This window comes from Arthrobacter sp. zg-Y750, assembly GCF_020907365.1.
In the GTDB taxonomy this organism is placed as follows: domain Bacteria; phylum Actinomycetota; class Actinomycetes; order Actinomycetales; family Micrococcaceae; genus Arthrobacter_B.
This window is the reverse complement of sequence record NZ_JAJJOC010000026.1, coordinates 1-21610: the sequence shown is the minus strand read 5'-3', so window position 1 is coordinate 21610 and position 21610 is coordinate 1. Positions and strand designations below refer to the sequence as shown.

18 protein-coding genes and 3 tRNA genes are annotated in these 21610 nt (G+C 64.9%); 11 read left to right on the top strand and 10 right to left on the bottom strand.

Going from position 1 to position 21610, the window contains the following annotated elements; genetic code table 11:
- Nucleotides 1–119: 119 nt before the first annotated feature.
- From ilvC to ilvD, 4 genes are all read right to left on the bottom strand, one after another.
- Complete coding sequence (gene ilvC, locus LOC57_RS16165) at nt 120–1145, bottom strand: ketol-acid reductoisomerase (protein WP_227914410.1); 1026 nt, start codon at nt 1143–1145, stop codon at nt 120–122.
- 48 nt (nt 1146–1193) lie between these two features.
- Nucleotides 1194–1706, bottom strand: coding sequence for an acetolactate synthase small subunit (gene ilvN / locus LOC57_RS16160; RefSeq protein ID WP_227914411.1), 513 nt, complete (start codon nt 1704–1706; stop codon nt 1194–1196).
- Between the two features lie 3 nt (nt 1707–1709).
- Nucleotides 1710–3617: an acetolactate synthase large subunit gene (locus LOC57_RS16155; protein ID WP_227914412.1), complete on the bottom strand. Its 1908-nt coding sequence runs from the start codon at nt 3615–3617 to the stop codon at nt 1710–1712.
- Between the two features lie 420 nt (nt 3618–4037).
- Nucleotides 4038–5741, bottom strand: a complete 1704-nt coding sequence (ilvD, locus tag LOC57_RS16150; RefSeq protein ID WP_227914413.1) for a dihydroxy-acid dehydratase — start codon at nt 5739–5741, stop codon at nt 4038–4040.
- Nucleotides 5742–5998: 257 nt separating this feature from the next.
- Between ilvD and LOC57_RS16145 the strand changes: the two genes are divergently transcribed.
- On the top strand, nt 5999–6388 hold the full coding sequence (locus tag LOC57_RS16145) for a hypothetical protein (protein ID WP_227914414.1): 390 nt from the start codon (nt 5999–6001) through the stop codon (nt 6386–6388).
- On the opposite strand, the gene LOC57_RS16140 is transcribed toward LOC57_RS16145, so the two are convergent.
- Nucleotides 6385–7362 (bottom strand): 2-hydroxyacid dehydrogenase, encoded by a 978-nt coding sequence (locus LOC57_RS16140; RefSeq protein ID WP_229960939.1) that lies wholly within the window; start codon nt 7360–7362, stop codon nt 6385–6387. The genes LOC57_RS16145 and LOC57_RS16140 overlap by 4 nt on opposite strands.
- 106 nt (nt 7363–7468) lie before the next feature.
- Here LOC57_RS16140 and LOC57_RS16135 point away from each other — a divergent pair, with 106 nt between their 5' ends.
- The 3 genes from LOC57_RS16135 to LOC57_RS16125 all read left to right on the top strand — a co-directional run bounded on the left by LOC57_RS16135 (nt 7469) and on the right by LOC57_RS16125 (nt 8229).
- The gene (locus LOC57_RS16135; RefSeq protein WP_227914416.1) at nt 7469–7789 is read left to right on the top strand and encodes a hypothetical protein; all 321 of its coding nucleotides are present in this window, start codon (nt 7469–7471) and stop codon (nt 7787–7789) included.
- Between the two features lie 115 nt (nt 7790–7904).
- Nucleotides 7905–7980: transfer RNA gene (locus tag LOC57_RS16130), tRNA-Lys, on the top strand.
- A 173-nt stretch (nt 7981–8153) separates the two neighbouring features.
- Nucleotides 8154–8229: transfer RNA gene (locus LOC57_RS16125), tRNA-Lys, on the top strand.
- Nucleotides 8230–8278: 49 nt separating this feature from the next.
- Here LOC57_RS16125 and LOC57_RS16120 read toward each other — a convergent pair.
- The 3 genes from LOC57_RS16120 to LOC57_RS16110 all read right to left on the bottom strand — a co-directional run bounded on the left by LOC57_RS16120 (nt 8279) and on the right by LOC57_RS16110 (nt 10910).
- The gene (locus LOC57_RS16120; protein WP_229960937.1) at nt 8279–9073 is read right to left on the bottom strand and encodes a GNAT family N-acetyltransferase; all 795 of its coding nucleotides are present in this window, start codon (nt 9071–9073) and stop codon (nt 8279–8281) included.
- Nucleotides 9074–9105: 32 nt separating this feature from the next.
- Complete coding sequence (locus tag LOC57_RS16115; protein ID WP_229960935.1) at nt 9106–10278, bottom strand: RtcB family protein; 1173 nt, start codon at nt 10276–10278, stop codon at nt 9106–9108.
- 125 nt (nt 10279–10403) lie between these two features.
- Nucleotides 10404–10910 (bottom strand): MarR family winged helix-turn-helix transcriptional regulator, encoded by a 507-nt coding sequence (locus LOC57_RS16110; protein ID WP_227914419.1) that lies wholly within the window; start codon nt 10908–10910, stop codon nt 10404–10406.
- A 153-nt stretch (nt 10911–11063) separates the two neighbouring features.
- Here LOC57_RS16110 and bcp point away from each other — a divergent pair, with 153 nt between their 5' ends.
- From bcp to LOC57_RS16085, 5 genes are all read left to right on the top strand, one after another.
- On the top strand, nt 11064–11531 hold the full coding sequence (gene bcp, locus LOC57_RS16105) for a thioredoxin-dependent thiol peroxidase (RefSeq protein WP_229960933.1): 468 nt from the start codon (nt 11064–11066) through the stop codon (nt 11529–11531).
- 58 nt (nt 11532–11589) lie between these two features.
- Nucleotides 11590–11671 (top strand) — tRNA-Leu (locus tag LOC57_RS16100).
- A 288-nt stretch (nt 11672–11959) separates the two neighbouring features.
- A complete protein-coding gene (locus LOC57_RS16095; protein ID WP_227914422.1) occupies nt 11960–13654 on the top strand; it encodes an ABC transporter substrate-binding protein in 1695 nt (564 codons plus the stop codon).
- Nucleotides 13655–13756: 102 nt separating this feature from the next.
- Nucleotides 13757–14761, top strand: coding sequence for an ABC transporter permease (locus tag LOC57_RS16090; protein ID WP_227914424.1), 1005 nt, complete (start codon nt 13757–13759; stop codon nt 14759–14761).
- Entirely contained in the window at nt 14758–15702 is a 945-nt protein-coding gene (locus LOC57_RS16085) for an ABC transporter permease (RefSeq protein WP_227914426.1), read from the top strand. The genes LOC57_RS16090 and LOC57_RS16085 overlap by 4 nt, the downstream gene beginning before the upstream one ends.
- Before the next feature lie 73 nt (nt 15703–15775).
- On the opposite strand, the gene LOC57_RS16080 is transcribed toward LOC57_RS16085, so the two are convergent.
- Both LOC57_RS16080 and LOC57_RS16075 read right to left on the bottom strand, forming a co-directional pair.
- Nucleotides 15776–16297 (bottom strand): tetratricopeptide repeat protein, encoded by a 522-nt coding sequence (locus tag LOC57_RS16080; RefSeq protein ID WP_229960931.1) that lies wholly within the window; start codon nt 16295–16297, stop codon nt 15776–15778.
- Between the two features lie 2 nt (nt 16298–16299).
- A complete protein-coding gene (locus LOC57_RS16075; RefSeq protein WP_227914430.1) occupies nt 16300–18015 on the bottom strand; it encodes an ABC transporter ATP-binding protein in 1716 nt (571 codons plus the stop codon).
- A gap of 124 nt (nt 18016–18139) precedes the next feature.
- On the opposite strand from LOC57_RS16075, the gene LOC57_RS16070 reads away from it, so the two are divergent.
- Together LOC57_RS16070 and LOC57_RS16065 are read left to right on the top strand one after the other, a co-directional pair.
- Nucleotides 18140–19882, top strand: a complete 1743-nt coding sequence (locus LOC57_RS16070; RefSeq protein ID WP_229960929.1) for an ABC transporter substrate-binding protein — start codon at nt 18140–18142, stop codon at nt 19880–19882.
- A gap of 130 nt (nt 19883–20012) precedes the next feature.
- Entirely contained in the window at nt 20013–21503 is a 1491-nt protein-coding gene (locus tag LOC57_RS16065; protein ID WP_229960927.1) for a malate:quinone oxidoreductase, read from the top strand.
- The last annotated feature ends 107 nt before the right edge of the window (nt 21504–21610 follow it).

The following is a 21610-nucleotide window of genomic DNA, read 5'->3' as shown; positions in this document are numbered from 1 at the left end:
CGTGCAGGAGGCCGGACCCAGACGGGTCCGGCCTCCTTGCCGATTCGGCTTGCCTTTCGAGCCTAACGCCTGCCTGCGGAGGCGGCGCGATTCGGTGCTTCTGTTACGGGCGTCACCTTCTAGCGGGCTACGGAGCCTTCGGTGTAATCGTCTTCGTTCTTGATCCAGGAGAAGAGCTTGCGCAGTTCGCGGCCGGTGGCCTCGATCGGGTGGTCCTCGCCCTTCTTACGCAGCGCCTTGAATTCCGGGGCGTCAGCATCCTGGTCATCGATGAAGCGCTTGGCGAAGGCGCCGTTCTGGATGTCCGCGAGGACGGCCTTCATGTTTTCCTTGACGCTCTCGTCAATGACGCGCGGGCCGGAGACGTAGTCGCCGTATTCGGCAGTGTCGGAAACACTCCAGCGCTGCTTGGCGATGCCGCCTTCCACCATCAGGTCCACGATCAGCTTGAGTTCGTGCAGCACCTCGAAGTACGCCACCTGCGGCTGGTAGCCGGCCTCGGTCAGCGTCTCGAAACCGTACTGGATCAGCTGGGAAGCGCCGCCGCAGAGCACGGCCTGCTCACCGAAGAGGTCGGTTTCGGTCTCTTCGGTGAAGGTGGTTTCGATGACGCCGGCGCGGGTGCCGCCAATGGCCTTGGCGTAGGACAGTGCCAGCTCCTTGGCCTTGCCGGATGCGTCCTGCTCCACGGCGATCAGGTCCGGGACACCGCGGCCTGCTTCGAATTCGCGGCGCACAATGTGGCCCGGCCCCTTGGGGGCAACGAGGGCGACGTCGACGTCGGCCGGGGGCTGGATGTAGCCGTAGCGGATGTTGAAGCCGTGCCCGAAGAACAGGGCGTCGCCGGACTGCAGGTTCGGGGCGATTTCCTCCGCGTAGACGAAGCGCTGGACCTGGTCCGGGGTGAGGACCATGATCAGGTCCGCCTCGGCCACGGCGTCAGCCACGGAAAGGACCCGCAGGCCCTCGGCTTCGGCCTTGGCACGGGATGCCGAGCCTTCCTTCAGTCCGACGCGGACGTCAACGCCGGAGTCGCGCAGGCTCAGGGCGTGGGCGTGGCCCTGGCTGCCGTAGCCGATGACCGCGACCGTGCGGCCCTGGATGATCGACAGGTCTGCGTCGTCGTCGTAATACATGTCAGTCACTGTGGTTATCTCCTACTGGTTTCCTGGATAAGGGTCTGGGGTTGGAACTCAGGCGCTGCGCAGCGCGCGGTCACTCATGGACTTCGAGCCGCGGCCAATGGCCAGTGTTCCGGATTGGACTATTTCGCGGATGCCGAAGGGCTCAAGCACTGAGAGCAGTGCGTTGAGCTTCTCGGCGGTGCCTGTTGCCTCAACAATGAGCGAGTCGATGGACACATCCACCACTGAGGCACGGAACAACTCGGCTGCCTGGGTTACCTGCAGCCGGGTTGCGGCATCCGCACGAACCTTGACCAGGATGTGGTCTCGTTGCACGGAGGAATCGGGAACCAGCTCGACAATCTTGATGACGTTGATGAGCTTGTTCAGCTGTTTGGTGACCTGCTCCAGCAGGTCACCTTCGGCGTCCACCACCACGGTGATGCGGGACATGCCCGGCACCTCGGAAGGGCCCACGGCCAAAGAATTGATGTTGAACGCCCGGCGGGCGAACAGCGACGCGACCCGGGTCAGGACGCCGGGCACGTCTTCTACCAGCACGGAAAGGGTGTGGCGGGCCATGTCCTAGTCCTCCTCTTCCCAGGTGGGAGTCATGTTGCGGGCAATCTGGATCAGGTCATTGGACACTCCGGTGGGGACCATCGGCCACACCATGGAGTCGCGGCTGACCACGAAGTCGATGACGACGGGGCGGTCATTGATTTCCAGCGCCTTGGCAATGGTGGCGTCAATGTCCTCGTCTCGTTCGCAGCGCAGGCCCACGCACCCGTAGGCTTCCGCCAGCTTCACGAAGTCCGGCACGCGCACAGTGTCGTGCCCGGTGTTCAGGTCCGTGTTGGAGTAGCGGGACTCATAGAAGAGGGTCTGCCACTGCCGGACCATGCCCAGGGAGGAATTGTTAATGATGGCGACCTTGATCGGGATGTTGTTGATCAGGCAGGTAGCCAGTTCCTGGTTGGTCATCTGGAAGCAGCCGTCGCCGTCGATGGCCCAGACCACGCGGTCCGGGTTGCCGACCTTGGCACCCATGGCCGCCGGGACGGAGTAGCCCATGGTGCCCAGTCCGCCGGAGTTCAGCCAGGCGCGCGGGCGTTCGTACTTGATGAACTGCGCGGACCACATCTGGTGCTGTCCCACCCCGGCCACGTACACGCCCTCGGGGCCGGTCATGGCGCCGATGCGTTCAATGACCTTCTGCGGGGCAATCAGGCCGTCTTCGGGTTCGGCGTAGCCGATCGGATAGGTCTCGCGCAGCCGGTCCAGTACGGCCCACCAAGCCGAAATGTCCGGACGGTCGGCTTCGAACTGGCCGCGCACGGCGTCGGCAAGCTCCGGAATGATTTCCCGGACCGAACCCACAATCGGGACATCGGCAGGACGGTTCTTCGAGATTTCGGCCGGATCGATGTCGGCGTGGATGACCTTGGCACCGGGCGCAAAGGAGCTCAGCACGCCTGTGACGCGGTCATCGAAGCGGGCACCGAGCGTGATGAGCAGGTCAGACTGCTGCAGTGCGGTCACGGCTGAAACCGATCCGTGCATGCCGGGCATACCCACGTGCTGGGGGTGCGAGTCGGGGAAAACACCACGGGCCATCAAGGTGGTGACCACCGGGGCGCCCACCAGTTCGGCCAGTTCCAGCAGTTCTTCCGAAGCATTGGCCTTCAGCACACCGCCGCCCACGTAGAACACCGGACGCTGGGATTCGGCAATCAGCCGGGCCGCTTCACGGACCTGCTTGGAGTGGCCGCGGACCACGGTCCGGTAACCCTGCAGGTCGATTTTCGGCGGCCAGGAGAAGGTGGTTTTTGCCTGCTGGGCGTCCTTGGCGATGTCCACCAGCACCGGACCGGGCCGGCCCGACGTCGCAATGTGGAACGCCTCGGCGAGCACCCGCGGGATATCCGCGGCATCGGTGACCAGGTAGGAATGCTTGGTGATGGGCATGGTGATGCCCACGATGTCCGCTTCCTGGAAGGCATCGGTGCCGATGAAGGCGCTGGACACCTGGCCGGTGATGGCCACCATCGGAACGGAGTCCATGTGCGCATCCGCAATGGCGGTGACCAGGTTGGTGGCCCCGGGACCCGAGGTCACAATGCACACACCGGCGCGCCCGGTGACCATGGCATAGCCTTCGGCTGCGTGGCCGGCACCCTGCTCGTGCCGGACCAAAATGTGGCGGATCCTCGGAGAATCCATGAGCGGATCGTAGGTGGGCAGGATGGCCCCGCCGGGAAGGCCGAAGACCTCGTCGACGCCGAGCTCCTCAAGGGAGCGGACGATGGCCTGGGAACCGGTCATCTGGGTGGGCGGAACAACGTTGCCCGGGCCTTGGATGCGCTCATCCACGGCGTCGGGATGGGCGGACACAGAAGTGGCTACATCTTTGGTCTTGGCCGCTGCCGCACGTGCGGCGGCATTGGCTTTTGAGGCCATCAGCGAAGGGCTGATTGGCGATCCCTTACTCATTGGAACTTCCTTTGTGCGGATACTGATCCATGGTCATTGCGGCGGCCGGTGCGGGTGGTGCCCGTTCCGGCTTCTTCTGTGCCCAGCGAAGCGGTGAAGCTGCGAAGCCAATAAAAAAACCCCTCGTGCCGGTTGGCTCCGTAGGGGTTCGCGCGTGACGTCTTACAAGTCGGGGCTGTTACGCCACGCGCTTGATAAGGACGACGGGTACGATCTGCATACCGTTCAGTCTCGCGTTCCCCTGCGGGGGTGTCAATTGTATGAGACGCGCGTCTCACTATCTGGACATGTGTCCGCGGCTGATAGGCCTCCCCGACGACGCCCGCCGAGAGCGGACGTCGTCGGGGCCCCTCAGGCCTTTGCAGCCTTATTAAGCCCTGCCGCCCCGGCGGCTCGTAAGAAAACCGAGTCCACGAGTTTTCACCCGCAATAAGCGCCGGTGGAGGCGGAGTTCACCAGCTTGGTGTACTTGCCCAGCACACCGGTGGTGAACTTCCCCGGCAGCGGCTGCCAGCCGGCCTTCCGGGCTTCCAGCTCTTCCGGGTCCACCAGCAGGTCGAAGCTGCGGGCGGCAATGTCCACGCGGATCCGGTCCCCGTCCCGTACGAAGGCGATGGGGCCGCCGTCGACGGCTTCGGGTGCCACATGGCCGATGCACAGACCGGTGGTGCCCCCGGAGAACCGGCCGTCGGTGAGCAGCAGGACGTCCTTGCCCAGGCCTGCTCCCTTGATGGCGCCGGTGATGGCCAGCATTTCGCGCATGCCCGGGCCGCCCTTGGGACCTTCGTAGCGGATCACGACGACGTCGCCGGCGTGGATCTGCCCGGCATCGAGGGCATCCAGGGCACCCTGTTCGCGTTCGAAGACACGTGCGGTGCCCTCGAACACGTCGGCGTCGAACCCGGCACTCTTGACCACTGCGCCTTCGGGGGCCATGGAGCCCTTCAGGATGGTGATGCCGCCGGTCTTGTGGATGGGGTTGTCGATGGCGCGCAGCACCTTGCCGTCCGGGTCCGGCGGATTGATGGCGGCCAGGTTCTCCGCGACCGTCTTGCCCGTGACGGTGAGGCAGTCGCCGTGGATCAGGCCGGCGTCGAGCAGTGCCTTCATGATCACCGGGACGCCGCCGATCTTGTCGACGTCGAACATTACGTACCGGCCGAAGGGCTTCAGATCACCCAGGTGCGGGATGGTGTCGCCGATGCGGTTGAAGTCCTCCAGCGTGAGGTCCACTTCGGCTTCGCGGGCGATGGCGAGCAGGTGCAGCACGGCGTTGGTGGAGCCGCCGAAGGCCATGGTGACGGCGATGGCGTTTTCGAAGGCCTTCTTGGTCATGATGTCGCGGGCGGTGATGCCCTTGCGCAGCAGGTTGACCACGGCTTCGCCGGATTTGCGGGCAAATTCGTCGCGGCGGCGGTCGGCCGAGGGCGGCGCCGCCGAGCCGGGCAGGGACATTCCCAGGGCCTCGCCGATGCAGGCCATGGTGTTGGCGGTGTACATGCCGCCGCAGGCGCCTTCGCCGGGACAGATGGCCCGCTCGATGGAGTCCAGGTCCTTCAGGCTCATCTTGCCGGCGGCGCAGGCACCCACGGCTTCGAAGGCGTCGATAAGGGTCACTTCCCGCTCGCTGCCGTCCTCCATCTTCGCGAAGCCGGGCATGATGGAGCCGGCGTAGAGGAAGACGCTGGAGAGGTCCAGGCGCGCGGCGGCCATCAGCATGCCCGGCAGGGACTTGTCGCAGCCGGCCAGGAGGACAGAGCCGTCCAGGCGTTCAGCCATCATGACGGTCTCCACCGAGTCGGCAATGACTTCGCGGGACACCAGGGAGAAGTGCATGCCCTCGTGGCCCATGGAGATCCCGTCGGAGACGGAAATGGTGCCGAACTGCATGGGGAATCCGCCGCCGGCGTGGATGCCTTCTTTGGCACCCTGGGCCAGGCGGTTTAGGGAAAGGTTGCAGGGGGTGATCTCGTTCCACGAACTGGCGACGCCGATCTGCGGCTTGGCGAAATCGTCGTCACCCATTCCCACGGCGCGGAACATGCCGCGGGCGGGCGCTGCGTGGATGCCGTCCGTGACCACTCGGCTGCGGGGCTTGATATCGGGTGTGTTTTCTCCGCTCATGGCTAAATCCTAGGACTTAAGCCTGCGCGTTCCGCCCATGTGACGGACACCGGCTTCCGTTGTTACGGCCCGTGAACACCAGATGAAGATCTATGGCGCGGACGGGCCGTGCTTCCCGGATGGGGGGACCCTGTTCATAGACTGGGGGTATGACATCGGACAGAGGCTCCCCCGACACGAACCCAGACTTAAACCCAGGCTTAGACCCAGGCTTAGACCCATATAAAGAGTCAAGCACGGCAACGGACAGCGACGAGATGAAGCTGGTGCTGCGCCGCGTCTTCGAATCCCAGATCCCGAACTACGGGGACTACAACCTGGTGTGTGCCACTCCCGCCGGGGACGAGGAGCCGGGTTTCTACGTCCTGGGCTACCGCTGGCGTCCAGCCGAACTGGTCTTCGCCCCGTTCGACGTCGATTCCCTGGCCGGCCTCGAGGCCCCCACCGCGGTGAACACCACCAACCTCAGCCACACTGACGAACTGGCTGCGGACGCGTATGAGGTGGGTACCAACACCGGACGCATCTTCCGGTTCAGCGTGGAGCCGCAGGCAGCACTGCCCGGGGCCGGGACGCGGATGCTGGAGCAGGCCGCGGACTGGGAGGACTTCCGTTCCTTCGTGGACTCCTACCTGGAGCTGGCCTAGCTTTCACCGGACCTGCCGGCCCACGGGCCCGGCCGGACCATATTCAACGGTTCCTCACCCCGGGCCAGCCGGCGGACCTGGCGGCGCAGGAACTCCCGGATCCGAGGTTCGAAGGCGTCGGTATTCCCGCCCCAGTGCGGGGTGATGATGGCACCGGGCGCCTGCCGCAGGGGGTGGTCTTCCGGTATGGGTTCGGGATCGAAAACATCTACGGCGGCGCGCAGCCGCCCTGACACCACTTCTTTGGTGAGCGCCTCGCTGTCCACGACGGCGCCGCGGGCCACGTTGACCACCAACCCGCCGTCGGGCAGGGCCGACAGGATCCGCGCGTCGATCAAGTGCCGGGTCTGCTCATTCAGGGGCGTGATCACCACCAGGATTTCTGCTGCCGCCGCGAGTTCCGCAAGTTCCCCGCTTCCGTGCACGGCGCCGTCGTCGTCCGTCCTGGCCGTGCTGCCCACGCGGGTGAGTTCGACGTCGAACGGACGCAGCCGTGCGGCAATCTCCCGGCCGATGCCTCCCACCCCCACCAGGAGCACGCGGCGGTCGGCCAGTCCGGGGCAGCGGACCTGCTCCCATGTGCCCTCATGCTGCCCGCGGAGCGCGGAGTCGATCCCCCGCTGCGCGGCGAGGATCAGGGTCAGTGCCATTTCCGCTGTTGCCGCCGCATGCACGCCGGCGGCGCTGGCAATGGCCGTGCCCGGTCCAACGAGTTCGGGCAGGCCGTCATAGCCGGTGGACTGGGCCTGCAGCAGGGCCAGCTGCGGGACCCGCTCCAGCGCGGAGCGGTACTCGGTGCCGGATGCGTAGGGCAGAACCACGGCATCTATGTCCGCGTAGTCAACGCCGTCGGGCTCCCCCTCGAGATCCCATACCGCGGCCCGCATTCCCTCGGGAAGCGGTTGCAGCGCGTCCAGGAGTGCGGCGGTCGGAACGGTGACGGTGCGGACAGGGCGTGCTTCGGAACGGTCCATGCCAGCCAGCGTAGCGGCGGACGCCCGGCTGTGCACCGGCTATGGACAGGGGAAAGCGGCGGCCGTACCGTCGAATTATGCCTTCCGCCGACCGAAGGATCCCCTTGTGGCTCGAACATCGGTTTACCTCACCGCCCTTGGCATCGGTTCCGCTGCAGCAGTGTGGGCGGCCCGGAAACTGCACCGCCTGGCGGATAACGACGCCGTCCGGCTGGCGTCCGGCGGCGCCGCAGCGGGGACTCGCGTACCGCGGACCGTTTCGGCGGCGGGCCCGGCTACGCCCACGACCGTGACCACTGCCGACCCGGCGGCCAACCTTCCAGCGCGCACCTGGGTAGTGGACAACAGCGCGGATTGGGACGGAAATCCGGGGGAACTGGTGGTCCTCCCCCGGTCCCGGTCCCCCAAGGACGGCGGCACAAAGTGAAACGCACCACAAAACCGGCCCGGATTTCATTCTGCGGCAAAAGTGCTGGTAGTGTTTCATGTCGTTGCTGATGCCAACGGCGGAGAAAATTCGCCTCAAAAACAGCAGTGAATACGCACCTCTAGCTCAATTGGCAGAGCAATTGACTCTTAATCAATGGGTTCCGGGTTCAAGTCCCGGGGGGTGCACCAACAAAACCGTCCGGTCAGGCGCTTCGCCTGGCCGGACGGTTTTTTGTTGTGCCGGGAGGCCGCAGCCGCACGGGGCACCGTTTCGCGCAGCGGCCGCAGACGTGGTAGTGTTTCATGTCGTTGCGGAGAACAAACCGCGCCCCACGGCGCCGGATGCCAGACCGCATCAGCACGCACCTCTAGCTCAATTGGCAGAGCAATTGACTCTTAATCAATGGGTTCCGGGTTCAAGTCCCGGGGGGTGCACCAACCGGAAACCGCCCGGCAGGAGATTCTCCTGCCGGGCGGTTTTTTGTGTCTAGGCCGGGGCACGCCAAATATATGGCGTGGTGGTGGAGACCTTCACAAAACCGGAGCGCTCAAGGATGGGCCGGGAGTACGGTGTCGAGTCGCTGTGGATCAGTGTCTTACCCATTGCCAGGGCGGACCGCGCGCGGGCTGCGGTGAGGGCACGGTAGATACCCCGGCCCCGCCACGCCGGCAGGGTGGCGCCACCCCAGATGCCGGCAAAGTCCGTGCCGGGAACAGGTTCAAGGCGTCCGGCGCTGACAATCTCTGCCCCGCATTCGGCCACCCAGAGTTCCATTCCGTCGGCATGGGACAGCCGGCGCAGGAGGGAGTCTGCAGTTGCGGTGGAAACCGGATCCCCGAAGACCCCGTCCGCCATTGCACTCATGGCACGGACATCTTCCTCTTCGGTGACCTGCCGGAGGGCAACGCCAACAGGCAGCGGGACGTCAACGGCGAGGTCCGCTGCGCGGCCGATCATGATGGACTCGGATTCCTCCGGCTCAAACCCGTTACCAACCAGTGCAACATGCAGTCCGGGAGCCCAGTCATGCCCGCGGGACTTCCACTCGATGTGCCGGATCGCCGGATTGTTCCGGTAATACCCGAGGGCGCCGGCCACCCAGCCGGCTATGGTGCCGGCGTCGGCGCCGTCCAGGCCGGCATAGGTGATGAATCCCCGTCCGCCGTCGAACGTCACCAGGCGCAGCGGTCCAAGCTGTTCGACGTCGAGGGCGGACGGAGTCTCCGCGTCCGTGCGCAGCTGCCGGTCATAGGCGGCAAGAAGCTCTGCTGAAGTGGTCATGACTGGCCACCCTACCGTGGTCCGCCCCAGACTCAGTTTCCCTTGACGTTCACAATCTGGTGCAGCACGTGCCGCACCGAAACCAGGTCCCCGGCATCCTCCATCACTGCGTCTATGTCCTTATAAGCCGCCGGGATTTCATCGATGAACGCGGGAGTGTCCCGGTACTCGATTCCCCGCATTGCCTTCCGCAGCTGTTCCTGGCTGAAGGTTTTGCGTGCCCGGGTGCGGGAGTACTGCCGGCCTGCCCCGTGCGGCGCGGAGTTCAGGGACGGAGGGTAGCCCTTGCCCTCCACCACGTAGGACGCGGTACCCATGGATCCGGGAATGAGTCCAGGGCGGCCGGGGGAAGCATCAATGGCTCCCTTGCGGGACAGCCAGACCCTTTTTCCGTAGTGCTCTTCCACCTCGGTGTAGTTGTGGTGGCAGTTGATCCGCTCTGCTTCCTGCACCGGGCCGCCGGTCCACTCCCGGAAGCAGGCCATCACCCTGTCCATCATTTCCTCCCGGTTCAGCAGGGCGAATTTCTGCGCCCACATCAGCTCCGCAATGTAACGGTCAAACTCCTCAGTGCCTTCCTCCAGGTAGGCCAGGTCCCGGTCCGGCAGCTCGATGGAGCGTTTGCCGCAGTAATTCTGCGCAGCCCAGATGTGCTGCTGGGCGATCTTGTTCCCCACTCCCCGCGATCCGGAGTGCAGGAACAGCCAGACCGTATCCTCTTCATCGAGGGAAACCTCAATGAAGTGGTTGCCTGAACCCAGTGTGCCCAGCTGCAGCTGCCAGCCTTTGAGGTAGGCGCCAGGATCAAAGCCGGCGGCAGCGGCGTCGTCGGACAGGACCTGGACGCGGCGGCGTGCAGTGTCCGTCAGGGACTTGTTGCTGTGCCCGGCGGAGAGGGGAACCGCGCCCTCGATCGATGTCCGCAGCTTCCGCCGGTCCAGTCCGGTTAAGTCCGCAGCCCGGTGCCCGGTGCGCACCGCGATCATCCCGCAGCCGATATCGACGCCGACGGCGGCCGGGATCACCGCGCCAAGGGTCGGGATCACCGAGCCCACGGCGGCACCCTTGCCCAGATGGGCATCCGGCATGGAAGCCAGGTGCGGGTAGATGAACGGCATCTGCGCCGTGCGCCTGTTCTGCTCCAATGTGGCGTCATCAATGACGCCCGCAAAGTTAAGGTACTTTTCGCTCACTCTTTGTTCCATGTGCCTGCCCTTGCCCATGTGGCCGGCGGACCTGCCGCCGGCGGAGTTAAAAACAAGAGGCACATCCGGTGGATGTGCCTCTTGTCGGTGGATGTGACGCTTTGTCGATGGATGTGACGCTGCTGTCAGCGGCCGTCTGCCGCGGGCTCCGGCAGGATTTCCAGCCCGGCTTCGGGCGGGATGGGCAGTCCGGGAACGTCCACGGCAGTCTGCCACCGGGGGCTGCCCAGTTCGGTGATGACCTTGCGCAGCTGGCTGCGCAGCGCTTCGGACATCAGCTCGCCGCCGTCAAGCAGGGTGCGCTCAATGTTCTGCGCCTCGTGCAGGGCTTCAGCGCCGCGCTCGGTAATGGTGACCATGTGGCTGCGCTTATCCAGATCATTACGGACCCGCGTGACATGGCCGTGGGTCTCCAGGCGGGCCAGGGTCTTGCCCATAGTCTGTGCCTGGACGCGCACCAACTGTGCCAGGCGGGCCTGTGTCATGGGACCCTGCGAGTCAAGGACACCCAGTGCGATCACGCCTGCATGCGTCAGGCCGATGCTGACCAGGCGTTCGTTCCAGGCGTGTTCTACCAGGCGCGCAGCGGTTGACAGCAGACGACCGGTGGGCCAGCGCTCCATATCCGGCATAAAATAAGACTCTTCCTCTAGGCTCTGGACGGCTAAGCAAACAGTCAGTTGGCTGATGATGCATCTGTCCACAGACTAGGATAGCCATCCCGCGCGGGAATGTCGCGTTTGAGTCGTACCGCGTGCCAGAACCCATTTCCAGGAGAGATTCCCATGCCACGCCTCAGCCCGGCCGAAACCGCCCCGGACTTCACCCTGCCCGCCTCCGACGGGAGCAGTGTTTCCCTGGCCGACACGCGCGGCAGCAACACCATTGTGTACTTCTACCCCGCGGCAGCCACGCCCGGCTGCACCAAGGAAGCCTGCGACTTCCGCGACAACCTGAACAGCCTCAAGAGCGCCGGCTACACGGTCCTGGGCATCTCCCCCGACCCGGTTACGAAGCTGGAAAAGTTCGCCGCAGCGGAGAACCTCAACTTCCCGCTGCTCTCCGATCCAGACCACGCGGTGGCCGAAGCCTACGGCGCATGGGGCGAGAAAAAGAACTACGGCCGCACCTACGAAGGGCTGATCAGGTCCACTGTGGTGGTTGACCCCGAGGGCACGGTTGCCCTCGCCCAGTACAACGTCAAGGCCACCGGCCATGTTGCCAAGCTCCGGCGTGATCTGGGGCTCGACTGACCTCGGGTACACTGGAGGCTGGTTTCCCCGCTGGCCCCCGGCCGGCGGCAGAAACCACGCGCGAGTGGCGGAATTGGCAGACGCGCTGGATTTAGGTTCCAGTGTCTTCGGACGTGTGGGTTCAAGTCCCTCCTCGCGCACAAACGGCCCCGCTTAGGGCGTCCACGGCAAAAGCCCCGGTCTTCGGACCGGGGCTTTTTGTGTTCCCCGGGCATCCCCGGGCATCCCCGGGCATCCCTTGCCGGCCCAAGGCCCGCTCCGGCGTGACCAAATCGTGACCGCGCCGGGGGTGTCCAATTTCACGTAACAGAAACACTTCGCCATTAGGCTCTGTCCATACGTTTGTGTTCCAGGACACATTCACGCCGGTTAGCCGGCAGCAGGCAACACTCGCTTAGCGTTCATCCGCCCCAGAGGAGTACCGAAACATGTTCCCAGCAGACAGAGTCCGGAAAGGCCGCACCGCGAAGAAGCGCGCGTCCGCCCTTACCGCAGGCCTTGCCCTGAGCGCTCTTGTGCTCTCGGGCTGCGCCCAGAGCAACCGTGAAGAGGGCGACGGCGGTGGCTCCGGCGACGTCGACGGCACGTTTGTCTTCGCCGCCTCATCCGATCCCAAGTCCCTTGACCCCGCCTTCGCCTCCGACGGTGAGTCCTTCCGGGTCAGCCGCCAGATCTTCGAAGGCCTGGTAGGGGTCGAACCCGGAACCGCCGACCCGGCTCCGCTGCTGGCCAAGTCCTGGGAAGTCTCCGAAGACGGCATGACCTACACGTTCGCCCTGGAGGAAGGCGTCACGTTCCACGACGGAACGGATTTCAACGCTGAAGCCGTCTGCGCAAACTTCGACCGCTGGTACAACTTCTCCGGTATCCAGCAGGCAGAAAGCCAGGCCTACTACTACGGCATGCTGTTCAAGGGCTTCTCCGACAGCCCGGACACCGCGACGTACAAGTCCTGCGAGGCGTCTTCGGACACCGAAGCCGTGATCTCGCTGAACAAGCCGTTCGCCGGGTTCGTTGCCGCCCTGTCCCTGCCGGCGTTCGCCATGCAGAGCCCCTCGGCCATGGAGGAGTTCGGTGCCAACGAGTCCTCCGGCACGGCCGAGGCACCCGAGCTGACCGAATACGCCAAGGCCCACCCCACCGGCACCGGGCCCTACAAGTTCAATGCCTGGGACGTAGGAAACCAGATCACCCTTGACCTGAACGAGGACTACTGGGGAGATGAGGAAGCACAGGTCACCGACATCATCTTCCGCGTCATCGATGATCCGCAGGCACGCCGCCAGTCGCTGGAAGCCGGCGACATTGACGGCTATGACCTGGTGGCTCCGGCCGACACCGAGCAGCTGGCCGCGGCCGGTTTCAAGGTGATCCCCCGGGATCCGTTCACCATCCTGTACCTGGGCATGAACCAGCAGGTTCCGGAACTGGCCGATGTGAAGGTTCGCCAGGCCATCTCCTACGCCATCGATAAGGAAGCGCTGGTGTCCCAGACGCTGCCCGAAGGCACGAAGGTGGCAACACAGTTCATCCCCGAGGTTGTCAACGGCTACAACGACGAGGTCACCGAGTACGCCTACGATCCGGAGAAGGCAAAGTCCCTGCTGGCCGAGGCCGGCTACCCGGACGGCTTCACCGTGGACTTCAACTACCCCACCGGCGTCTCGCGCCCCTACATGCCGACCCCTGAACAGGTCTTCACCAACCTGCAGGCCCAGCTGGCCGAGGTAGGCATCAAGGTCAACCCGCAGCCGAACAAGTGGTCCCCGGACTACCTTGACCGCGTCCAGGCCGGGTCCGATCACGGCCTGCACCTGCTGGGCTGGACCGGCGACTACAACGACACCGACAACTTTGTTGGCGTCTTCTTCGGCCAGGAGAAGCCGGAGTTCGGCTTCAACAACCCGGACATCTTCAACGCCCTGGAAGAAGCCCGCCAGGTCTCCAAGCTCGACGAGCAGACCCCGCTCTACGAGCAGATCAACGAGGACATCGCCCAGTTTGTGCCGGCCGTACCGCTGGCACACCCGGCGCCGTCGCTCGCCTTCTCCGAGCGGGTTGAGTCCTACCCCGCCAGCCCGGTGAACGACGAAGTGTTCAACCAGATCAAGCTCACCAAGTAACGCACCGGAGGCCGGGGACCCCAGTGGTCCCCGGCCTTTACGCGTGTTCCAGTCTTTTTCCCCACCAGATCCTCCAGCTTCCACGGCTGGGAAAGGACGCTCGTGCTACGAGTCATCGGCAAACGCCTGCTTATGCTGATTCCCACCCTCATAGGCCTGTCCATCCTGCTGTTCCTTTGGGTACGCAACTTGCCCGGAGGTCCGGCCACGGCCCTGCTCGGAGACAAGGCCTCACCGGAAGCCATTGCGAACATCAATAAGGCCTACGGATTTGACCGTCCCCTGATCGAGCAGTACTTCACCTACGTCGGGAAGCTCCTCAAGGGCGACTTCGGCACCTCCATCGTCACCGGGCGTTCCGTCCTGGAGGAATTCGGCACCCGTTTCCCGGCCACAGTGGAACTGGCCGTCGTTGCGCTGATCTTCGCCATCGGCATCGGCATTCCGCTCGGCTACCTGGCCGCCCGGCATTACGGACGTTTCTGGGACCACTCCTCCGTTGTCCTCTCGCTCATCGGCATCACCGTGCCGGTCTTTTTCCTGGCCTTCATTCTCAAATGGGTACTGGCCATCCAGCTGGGATGGTTCCCCACCGACGGACGTCAGGACCCGCGGATCAATGCCACGCACGTCACGGACTTCTTTGTACTGGACGGGCTGCTGACACGGGAATGGGACGCCTCCTGGGATGCCATCCTGCACCTTGTGCTGCCGGCGATCGCCCTGGGCACCATCCCGCTGGCGATTATTGTGCGCATTACCCGCGCGTCTGTCCTGGAAGTCCAGGGTGCGGACTACGTCCGCACGGCCCGGGCGAAGGGGCTGATGGAAAAAACCATCCGCGGACGCTTCATCCTGCGCAATGCCATGCTGCCGGTCACCACCACCATCGGCCTGCAGACCGGGCTGCTGATCTCCGGCGCGGTGCTGACCGAAACCGTCTTTGCCTTCAGCGGGATAGGAAAATTCCTGAGGGACGCAATTTTTGCCCTCGACTACCCCGTGCTGCAGGGATTCATCGTCTTCATTGCCGTGGCGTACTCATTGATCAACCTGCTGGTTGACGTGTCCTACGGCTTCATCGATCCAAGGGTGCGTGTCCAGTGAGTACTACTCTGCCCCCCGCAGCAGGCGGGTCCGTTCTTCCCGAAGGTGCACCCACCGCCAAGCCGGCCGCCGAAAGCGGCATGTGGAAAGATGCCTTCCGCCGGCTTCGCCGCAATCCGGCCGCCGTTGCCGGTGCCGTAATTGTCGGTCTCTTTATCCTGGTGGCACTTCTCGCCCCGCTGCTGGCTCCGTACGGCGGCAATGACCTGCCCGGCCGCACGAACATCACCCCCACCAGCATTCCGGGACCCGGCGCCATCGACGGCTATCCGCTTGGACTGGACCGCTTCGGCGGAGATGTGCTGTCCAAGCTGCTCTGGGGCGCCCGCGCGTCGCTGATCATCGGTGTGGTTTCCACCGCCCTCGGCCTGCTGGGCGGAATGCTGCTCGGTGTCCTTGCCGGCGGCCTGGGCGGCTGGGTGGACAGCGTCATCATGCGCTTCGTGGACATCCTTCTGTCGGTTCCGAACCTGCTGCTCGCGGTCAGTATCGCCGCCATGATGGGACAGAGCTCCGCTGCGATCATGATCGCCATCGGCGTGTCCCAGGTGCCGATCTTCGCGCGGCTGCTGCGCTCCTCGATGATCTCCCAGCGCAGCGCCGACTACATTCTCTCGGCGCAGACCCTCGGACTGAGCCGGCGGACCATCACCATGAGCCACCTGCTGCCCAACAGCACCGGACCGCTGATTGTCCAGGCGACGCTGACACTCGCGACTGCGGTGATCGACGCTGCAGCCCTGTCCTTCCTCGGCCTCGGCGGCGGACTGCCGCAGACCGCGGAGTGGGGGCGGATGCTCACCTATGCGCAGGCCGAACTCGGCGTGGCGCCCCAGCTGGCGTTCCTGCCGGGTATCTGCATTGCCATCACCGCGCTGGGCTTCACCCTGCTGGGCGAGTCCCTGCGGGAAGCGCTCGATCCCAAGACGCGCCGGAAGTAGCCCGGCAGTAAAGCAAAAGGTCCCACCCGCATCGGGTGGGACCTTTTGCTTTGCTACTCACTGTCTTGCCTTACTACTCACTGTCCAGGGACCGCAGATACCCGGCATTGCCCCGGATCGCCGGTTTGTACCGGTTCAGCTCCGCGGCGGAAACGTTGTCCGCCAGCAGTTCCAGCATGCCTGCGAGCGCGCTGTCCGCCCGGCCGCCGGCATGCAGCGTCAGCGCCTCGAAGACCCCCAGCGCCACCGAGTCCGGATATTCCCGGCGGGCCCGGGCGAACACCGCCAGGGATTCCTCCACCCGGCCCAGGATCCGCAGGGTGCTCCCGTACTGCAGATAGCACCGCCGCAGGACATCGCCGTCCAGGCCGCCGGCGAGCGCACGCTCGTAGAAGCCTGCTGCAGTGTCCTCCTCCCCCGCTGTGTCATAGGCACCCCCCACTTCGTAGAGAACGCGCGGGTTCTCCGGAAAGCGCCGGTCGACGTCGAGCAGGGCCCTGATGGTCGGCTCCATCGCCTCCCGGTTCCGGGCAGCAAGGATCTGATCCAGTTCCGCTTCCAATGCTGCTTCTTCCGCAGCCCGTCCTGCTCCCATGGCTAGGAAGCCAGCTCGCCTTCCACGTCCAGTTTGTCCTCAATGTTCAGTTCATTGCCCGGAATGGAGGCCAGGAGCCTGCGCGTGTACGGGTGGCGCGGGTTGGAGAAGACCTCTTCCGACGTCGCGGCCTCCACCAGTTCCCCGTCCTTCATCACGCAGACGTAGTCGGAGATCAGCCGGACCACGGCCAGGTCATGGGAGATAAAGAGGTAACTGAGCCCGAACTCGCGCTGCAGGTCCCCTAGCAGCTGCAGGATCTGGGCCTGGACCAGCACATCCAGTGCGGAGACCGGCTCGTCGCAGACGATCAGCTCAGGCTTGAGCGCCAGGGCACGGGCAATAGCCACACGCTGGCGCTGCCCGCCGGAAAGCTCGGCCGGATAGCGGTGCAGCATCTCCTGCGGCAGTGCCACCTGGTCCATGAGTTCCCGGACGCGCTGCTGCCGCTCGGCCTTGTTGCCGCGGCGGTAGGTCTTCAGCGGCTCCTCAAGGATCCGCTCAATGGTGTACATGGGGTCCAGGGAGGAGTACGGGTCCTGGAAGATAGGCTGCACCCGCTGCCGGAAGTCGCGCAGCTGGACCTTGTTCAGCGACGCAACGTCCATCCCGTCGAAGGTCATGGTCCCCGATGTGGGCTCAATAAGCTTGAGCAGCATCCGCGCCGTGGTGGTCTTCCCCGAACCGGACTCCCCCACAATAGCCACGGTGCGGCCGCGCGGAATGTCCAGGGTAACGTTCCGGGCCGCATAAAAATCATCCGCCCGGCCGCGGATCTTGAAGACCTTGGTGAGGTCCCGGAATTCGACAATGTTGTCCGGGGCGGCGTCGTCCGCTGTGTCCGTTCCGGCGGCAGCTCCACTCTCCTCCGCATCCCCCGCCGCGCTGAAGGCGCCCGGGCGGAGCCGGACCGCCGCCACGCTGGGGGCGGCCCGGACCAATGACTGGGTGTACGGGTGCTGCGGGTCCTCCAGCAGCTGGCGCGCCGGTCCGGTCTCCACGACTTCACCGCGGTGCATCACCACCAGTTCGGAGGCACGCTCGGCCGCGAGCCCGAGGTCGTGGGTAATCAGCAGGACCGACGTGCCCAGTTCTTCCGTCATGCGGTCGATCTGGTCAAGGATGGTCCGCTGGACCGTTACGTCCAGCGCACTCGTGGGTTCATCGGCAATCAGGAGCCGGGGACGGCAGGCCAGGCCAATGGCGATCAGGGCCCGCTGGCGCATGCCGCCGGAAAATTCATGCGGGTACTGTTTGGCTCGTTCAGCGGCGTTGGGCAGTCCGGCGGCGGTCAGGACCTCCACAACCTTGCGGTCCACGTCCTTCGCGGTGGCCATGCCGTGCACCAGCAGCGTCTCGGCAACCTGGGTTCCGATTTTGGTCACCGGGTTCAGGTTGGACATCGGGTCCTGCGGCACCAGGCCGATGGACCGGCCCCGAATGGCCCGCATTTTCGCCTCGGGCAGTCCCACCAGTTCCTGACCGTCGAAGCGGATGCTGCCCGACGCCACTGTGCCGTTGCCCGGCAGCAGGCCGATGACGGCCATAGCCGTGGTGGACTTCCCGGAGCCGGACTCCCCCACAATGGCCAGTGTCTTGCCTGCGGGCAAGGAGAACCCGGCGTTGCGGACGGCGGACACTTCGCCGTCCATGGTGCGGAAATTAACCGCGAGGTTGCTCACCTCGAGCAGGGGCGTATCAGCGCTCAAATCAGTCATTTCCCCATCCTGCCCCACCGGCACCACTTGTGACGCGTGTCTCACCGGTGTTTACCGGTTTTTAATCATTTAGAATGGGAAATCATCAAAACGGAGGGATGGAGCGTCCCGGAGGAGTATCACCGTGACCCGATCCGACCCAGTAAAACCCGGCACAGCAGAACCCGGACGGGAACCAGCCCGGGCCAGTTCCGGCCCCAGCGGTCCTTCCCTCTCCCGCCGTTCCATCATCAGGGCCGGGGCAGCAGCGGCAGCCTTCATGCTTGCCGGCTGCACGGCCGAAGCCGCCGAAGACAAGCCCACGGCTGCAGCCGGCACGACCGCACCTACCGGCCCTTCCTCCCGCTTCACCTTCGCGACGGCGGCGCGTCCGGTCACCCTTGATCCGGCCCTCGCCTCCGACACTGAGTCCTACCGGGTCACCCGGCAGGTCCTTGAGGGGCTGGTGGGCGTGGACGCCCTGACCTCGGCCCCCACACCCCTGCTGGCCAAAAGCTGGACGCAGTCCGAGGACCGCAGGACCTATACGTTCGAACTGCGGCAGGACGTGACCTTCCACGACGGTGAGCCCTTCAACGCCGAAGCCGTACGGCGGAACTTTGAACGCTGGTACAACATGCCCGAGTCCGTGCGCACCGATTCGCTGATGTACAAGTCGGTATTCCGGGGCTACTCGGATACGCCCGCCCTCACCGTCTACAAGGACTGCGTTCCGGTAGGCGAATACACCGTCCGGGTCATCCTGACCGAGCCTCTGGACAGCTTCATTCCCGCCCTCGCAGCACCGGCGTTCGCCATGTCATCACCGAAGGCACTGGCCGAGGCAAGCGCGGACGAGCTGACCCGGGAACTCAACGGGCGCAAGATCTCCGCCTACGGCGTCCATCCCGTAGGCACCGGCCCTTACCGCTTCGGCACATGGGACGAAGACACCATTGAACTGACGGCCTACCCGGAATACTGGGGCGAACCCGGCCAGATCGGGACCGTGGTCTTCAGGACGATCAACAGCCCCGAGGGCCGCCTGCGTGCCCTGAAGAAGCGCGAGGTGGACGGCTACGACCTGGTTACGGTGAACGACGTCGGCGAACTGGCGCGCAACGGCCAGCAGATCCAGCAGCGCGATCCGTATTCCATCCTGTACCTGGGCATCAACCAGAGCTTCCCCGGACTGGACAACGTCCTGATGCGCCGTGCGGTGGCGCACGCCATCGACAAGCCTGCCGTCCTGGACGGCCTGTTCCTCAACGGCACCAAGCCTGCCAACCAGTTCCTGCCGGAAAAGCTGGGACTGACGTCCGACTCGGCCACCGGTTACGGCTACGAACCGGAGAAGGCCAAGGAACTGCTCATCGAAGCCGGGTATGACGGCCGGGAGCTGCCGTTCTACTATCCCCGGCACGTTACCCGCAGTTACCTGCCCACGCCCGAAAAAGTCTATGCCCGGCTCAGCAGCCAGCTGACCGCTGCCGGCTTCAACATCCGCCCGGTCCCGGTGGACTGGTCCGAGGGCTACTTGGAAAAGGTGCATGGCAAGGAAGACCGGGCCTTCCACCTGCTGGGGCTGGCCGGCAGTTACGAAGCCGGCGACAACTTTGTCGGCACGCTCTTTGGGCGCTACACCGAGGAATTCGCGTTCAACGACCCGGAAGTATTCACCGGCGTCGAGAAGGCGCGCACGCTGGGTGAGGGCCAGGATCAAACTGACGCCTACCACGCGATTACCAACCGGATTTCCGAGCGCGTACCGGCTATCCCGCTCGCCTTCCCCATCTCTGCCCTGGCGCTGTCCCCCCGCGTCGCGTCCTACCCCACCAGCCCCGTCCTCCACGAAGTCTTCAACCGGATCTCCCTCGCGGACCGCTGAGGCGCCGGGGCCTTTACCGGACCGGTTGCGGTTTGCCCCGGCAAAGCAGCGCAAGTAGGCGATAATTTTAGGAAGCCACCTGCTCAGGGATACGCTTCTATGGCTAGCGCCCACGCGACTGGAGACGAAGTTGACTGCAAATAGCCCGGCGGATAATTCCGCAACGAAAACAGATGTACTGCTGATCGGCGGCGGCATCATGAGCGCGACCCTCGGGGCGTTCCTGAAGCAGCTGGCGCCGGATTGGGACATCTCCCTCTATGAGCGCCTCGACCGCGCAGGGCTGGAAAGCTCCGACCCGTGGAACAACGCGGGAACCGGCCACGCCGCGCTCTGTGAACTGAACTACAGCCCGGCCGCAGCCGACGGCTCCGTTGACCCGGCGAAGGCGGTGGGCATCAACGAGCAGTTCCAGGTTTCCCGGCAGTTCTGGTCGCATCTGGTCTCTGCAGGCCACATCTCCAACAACTTCATCAATCCGCTGCCGCACATGAGCTTTGTTTGGGGCGACGCGCATTCGGAGTACCTGCGCCGCCGCTGGGAATCGCTGAGCGCGCAGCCCCTCTTCAAGACCATGGAATTCTCCGAGGATCCGGCCAAGCTGGCGGAGTGGGCCCCCCTGATCATGGAAGGCCGCGACCCCTCCCAGCGGGTTGCAGCCTCCCGCGTGGTCGGCGGCACCGACGTCGATTTCGGTGCGCTGACCCGCGAACTGACCAATTACCTCGGCGCCAACGGGGTGAACATGCACTTCCGCCACGAAGTGGGCAACGTATCCCGTTCCTCCACCGGCGACTGGGACGTCAAGGTCAAGGACCTGGCCACCGGCACCGCCCGCACCGTCAGCGCCAAGTTCGTCTTCATCGGCGGCGGCGGCGGCGCACTGCACCTGCTCCAGGCCTCCGGCATCCCCGAGGGCAAGGGCTTCGGGGGCTTCCCCGTCTCCGGCCAGTTCCTGCGCTCCACGGATGAGTCCATCATTGCCCGCCACAACGCCAAGGTGTACGGCCAGGCTTCCGTGGGTGCCCCGCCCATGTCCGTGCCGCACCTGGACACCCGGTTCGTCAACGGACAGCGTTCCCTGCTGTTCGGCCCGTACGGCGGCTTCTCACCCAAGTTCCTGAAGACCGGTTCCTACCTGGACCTGCCGCTCTCGGTCCGGCCGTCCAACCTCGTGCCGATGCTGGGCGTGGCCAAGGACAACATGAGCCTGGTCAAGTACCTCGTCACCGAAGTCCTGAAGACCCGCGAAGGCAAAACGGCCGCACTGCAGGAATTCATGCCCTCCGCCAAGACCGAGGGCTGGGACCTCATCACAGCGGGCCAGCGCGTCCAGGTCATCAAGAAGGACCCGAAGAAGGGCGGTGTGCTGCAGTTCGGCACCGAACTCATCACCGCCGCAGACGGTTCCATCGGCGCCCTGCTGGGCGCATCCCCCGGAGCCTCCACGGCACCGCCCATCATGATCAACCTGCTCAAGCGTGCGTTCCCCCGCCAATTCGACGGCTGGGAACCGAAGATCAAGGAAATGATCCCGGGCTACGGCGTCAAGCTCAACGAAAACGAGCGGTTGATGGAAGAGATCAACGCCGACACGAGCAAGGTCCTGGGCCTGTCCTAGGAACGGCACCGCGGCGCAGGCCTGCCTTCACGGCGGGCCTGCGCCGCACTCTGTTTCAGGCGCCGGGGCATCGGGGCGGCACCCCCACCCCCTCTCCAGGTAGCCCG

What these genes read in the sequence shown, in the direction of transcription:
- LOC57_RS16115 (WP_229960935.1), bottom strand. Translation starts at nt 10,278, where the DNA reads ATGGAACAAAGAGTGAGCGAAAAGTACCTTAACTTTGCGGGCGTCATT.
- LOC57_RS16075 (WP_227914430.1), bottom strand. Translation starts at nt 18,015, where the DNA reads ATGACTGATTTGAGCGCTGATACGCCCCTGCTCGAGGTGAGCAACCTC.
- LOC57_RS16110 (WP_227914419.1), bottom strand. Translation starts at nt 10,910, where the DNA reads ATGCCGGATATGGAGCGCTGGCCCACCGGTCGTCTGCTGTCAACCGCT.
- LOC57_RS16080 (WP_229960931.1), bottom strand. Translation starts at nt 16,297, where the DNA reads ATGGGAGCAGGACGGGCTGCGGAAGAAGCAGCATTGGAAGCGGAACTG.
- LOC57_RS16155 (WP_227914412.1), bottom strand. Translation starts at nt 3,617, where the DNA reads ATGAGTAAGGGATCGCCAATCAGCCCTTCGCTGATGGCCTCAAAAGCC.
- LOC57_RS16145 (WP_227914414.1), top strand. Translation starts at nt 5,999, where the DNA reads ATGAAGCTGGTGCTGCGCCGCGTCTTCGAATCCCAGATCCCGAACTAC.
- LOC57_RS16140 (WP_229960939.1), bottom strand. Translation starts at nt 7,362, where the DNA reads ATGGACCGTTCCGAAGCACGCCCTGTCCGCACCGTCACCGTTCCGACC.
- LOC57_RS16095 (WP_227914422.1), top strand. Translation starts at nt 11,960, where the DNA reads ATGTTCCCAGCAGACAGAGTCCGGAAAGGCCGCACCGCGAAGAAGCGC.
- LOC57_RS16120 (WP_229960937.1), bottom strand. Translation starts at nt 9,073, where the DNA reads ATGACCACTTCAGCAGAGCTTCTTGCCGCCTATGACCGGCAGCTGCGC.
- bcp (WP_229960933.1), top strand. Translation starts at nt 11,064, where the DNA reads ATGCCACGCCTCAGCCCGGCCGAAACCGCCCCGGACTTCACCCTGCCC.
- ilvN (WP_227914411.1), bottom strand. Translation starts at nt 1,706, where the DNA reads ATGGCCCGCCACACCCTTTCCGTGCTGGTAGAAGACGTGCCCGGCGTC.
- ilvD (WP_227914413.1), bottom strand. Translation starts at nt 5,741, where the DNA reads ATGAGCGGAGAAAACACACCCGATATCAAGCCCCGCAGCCGAGTGGTC.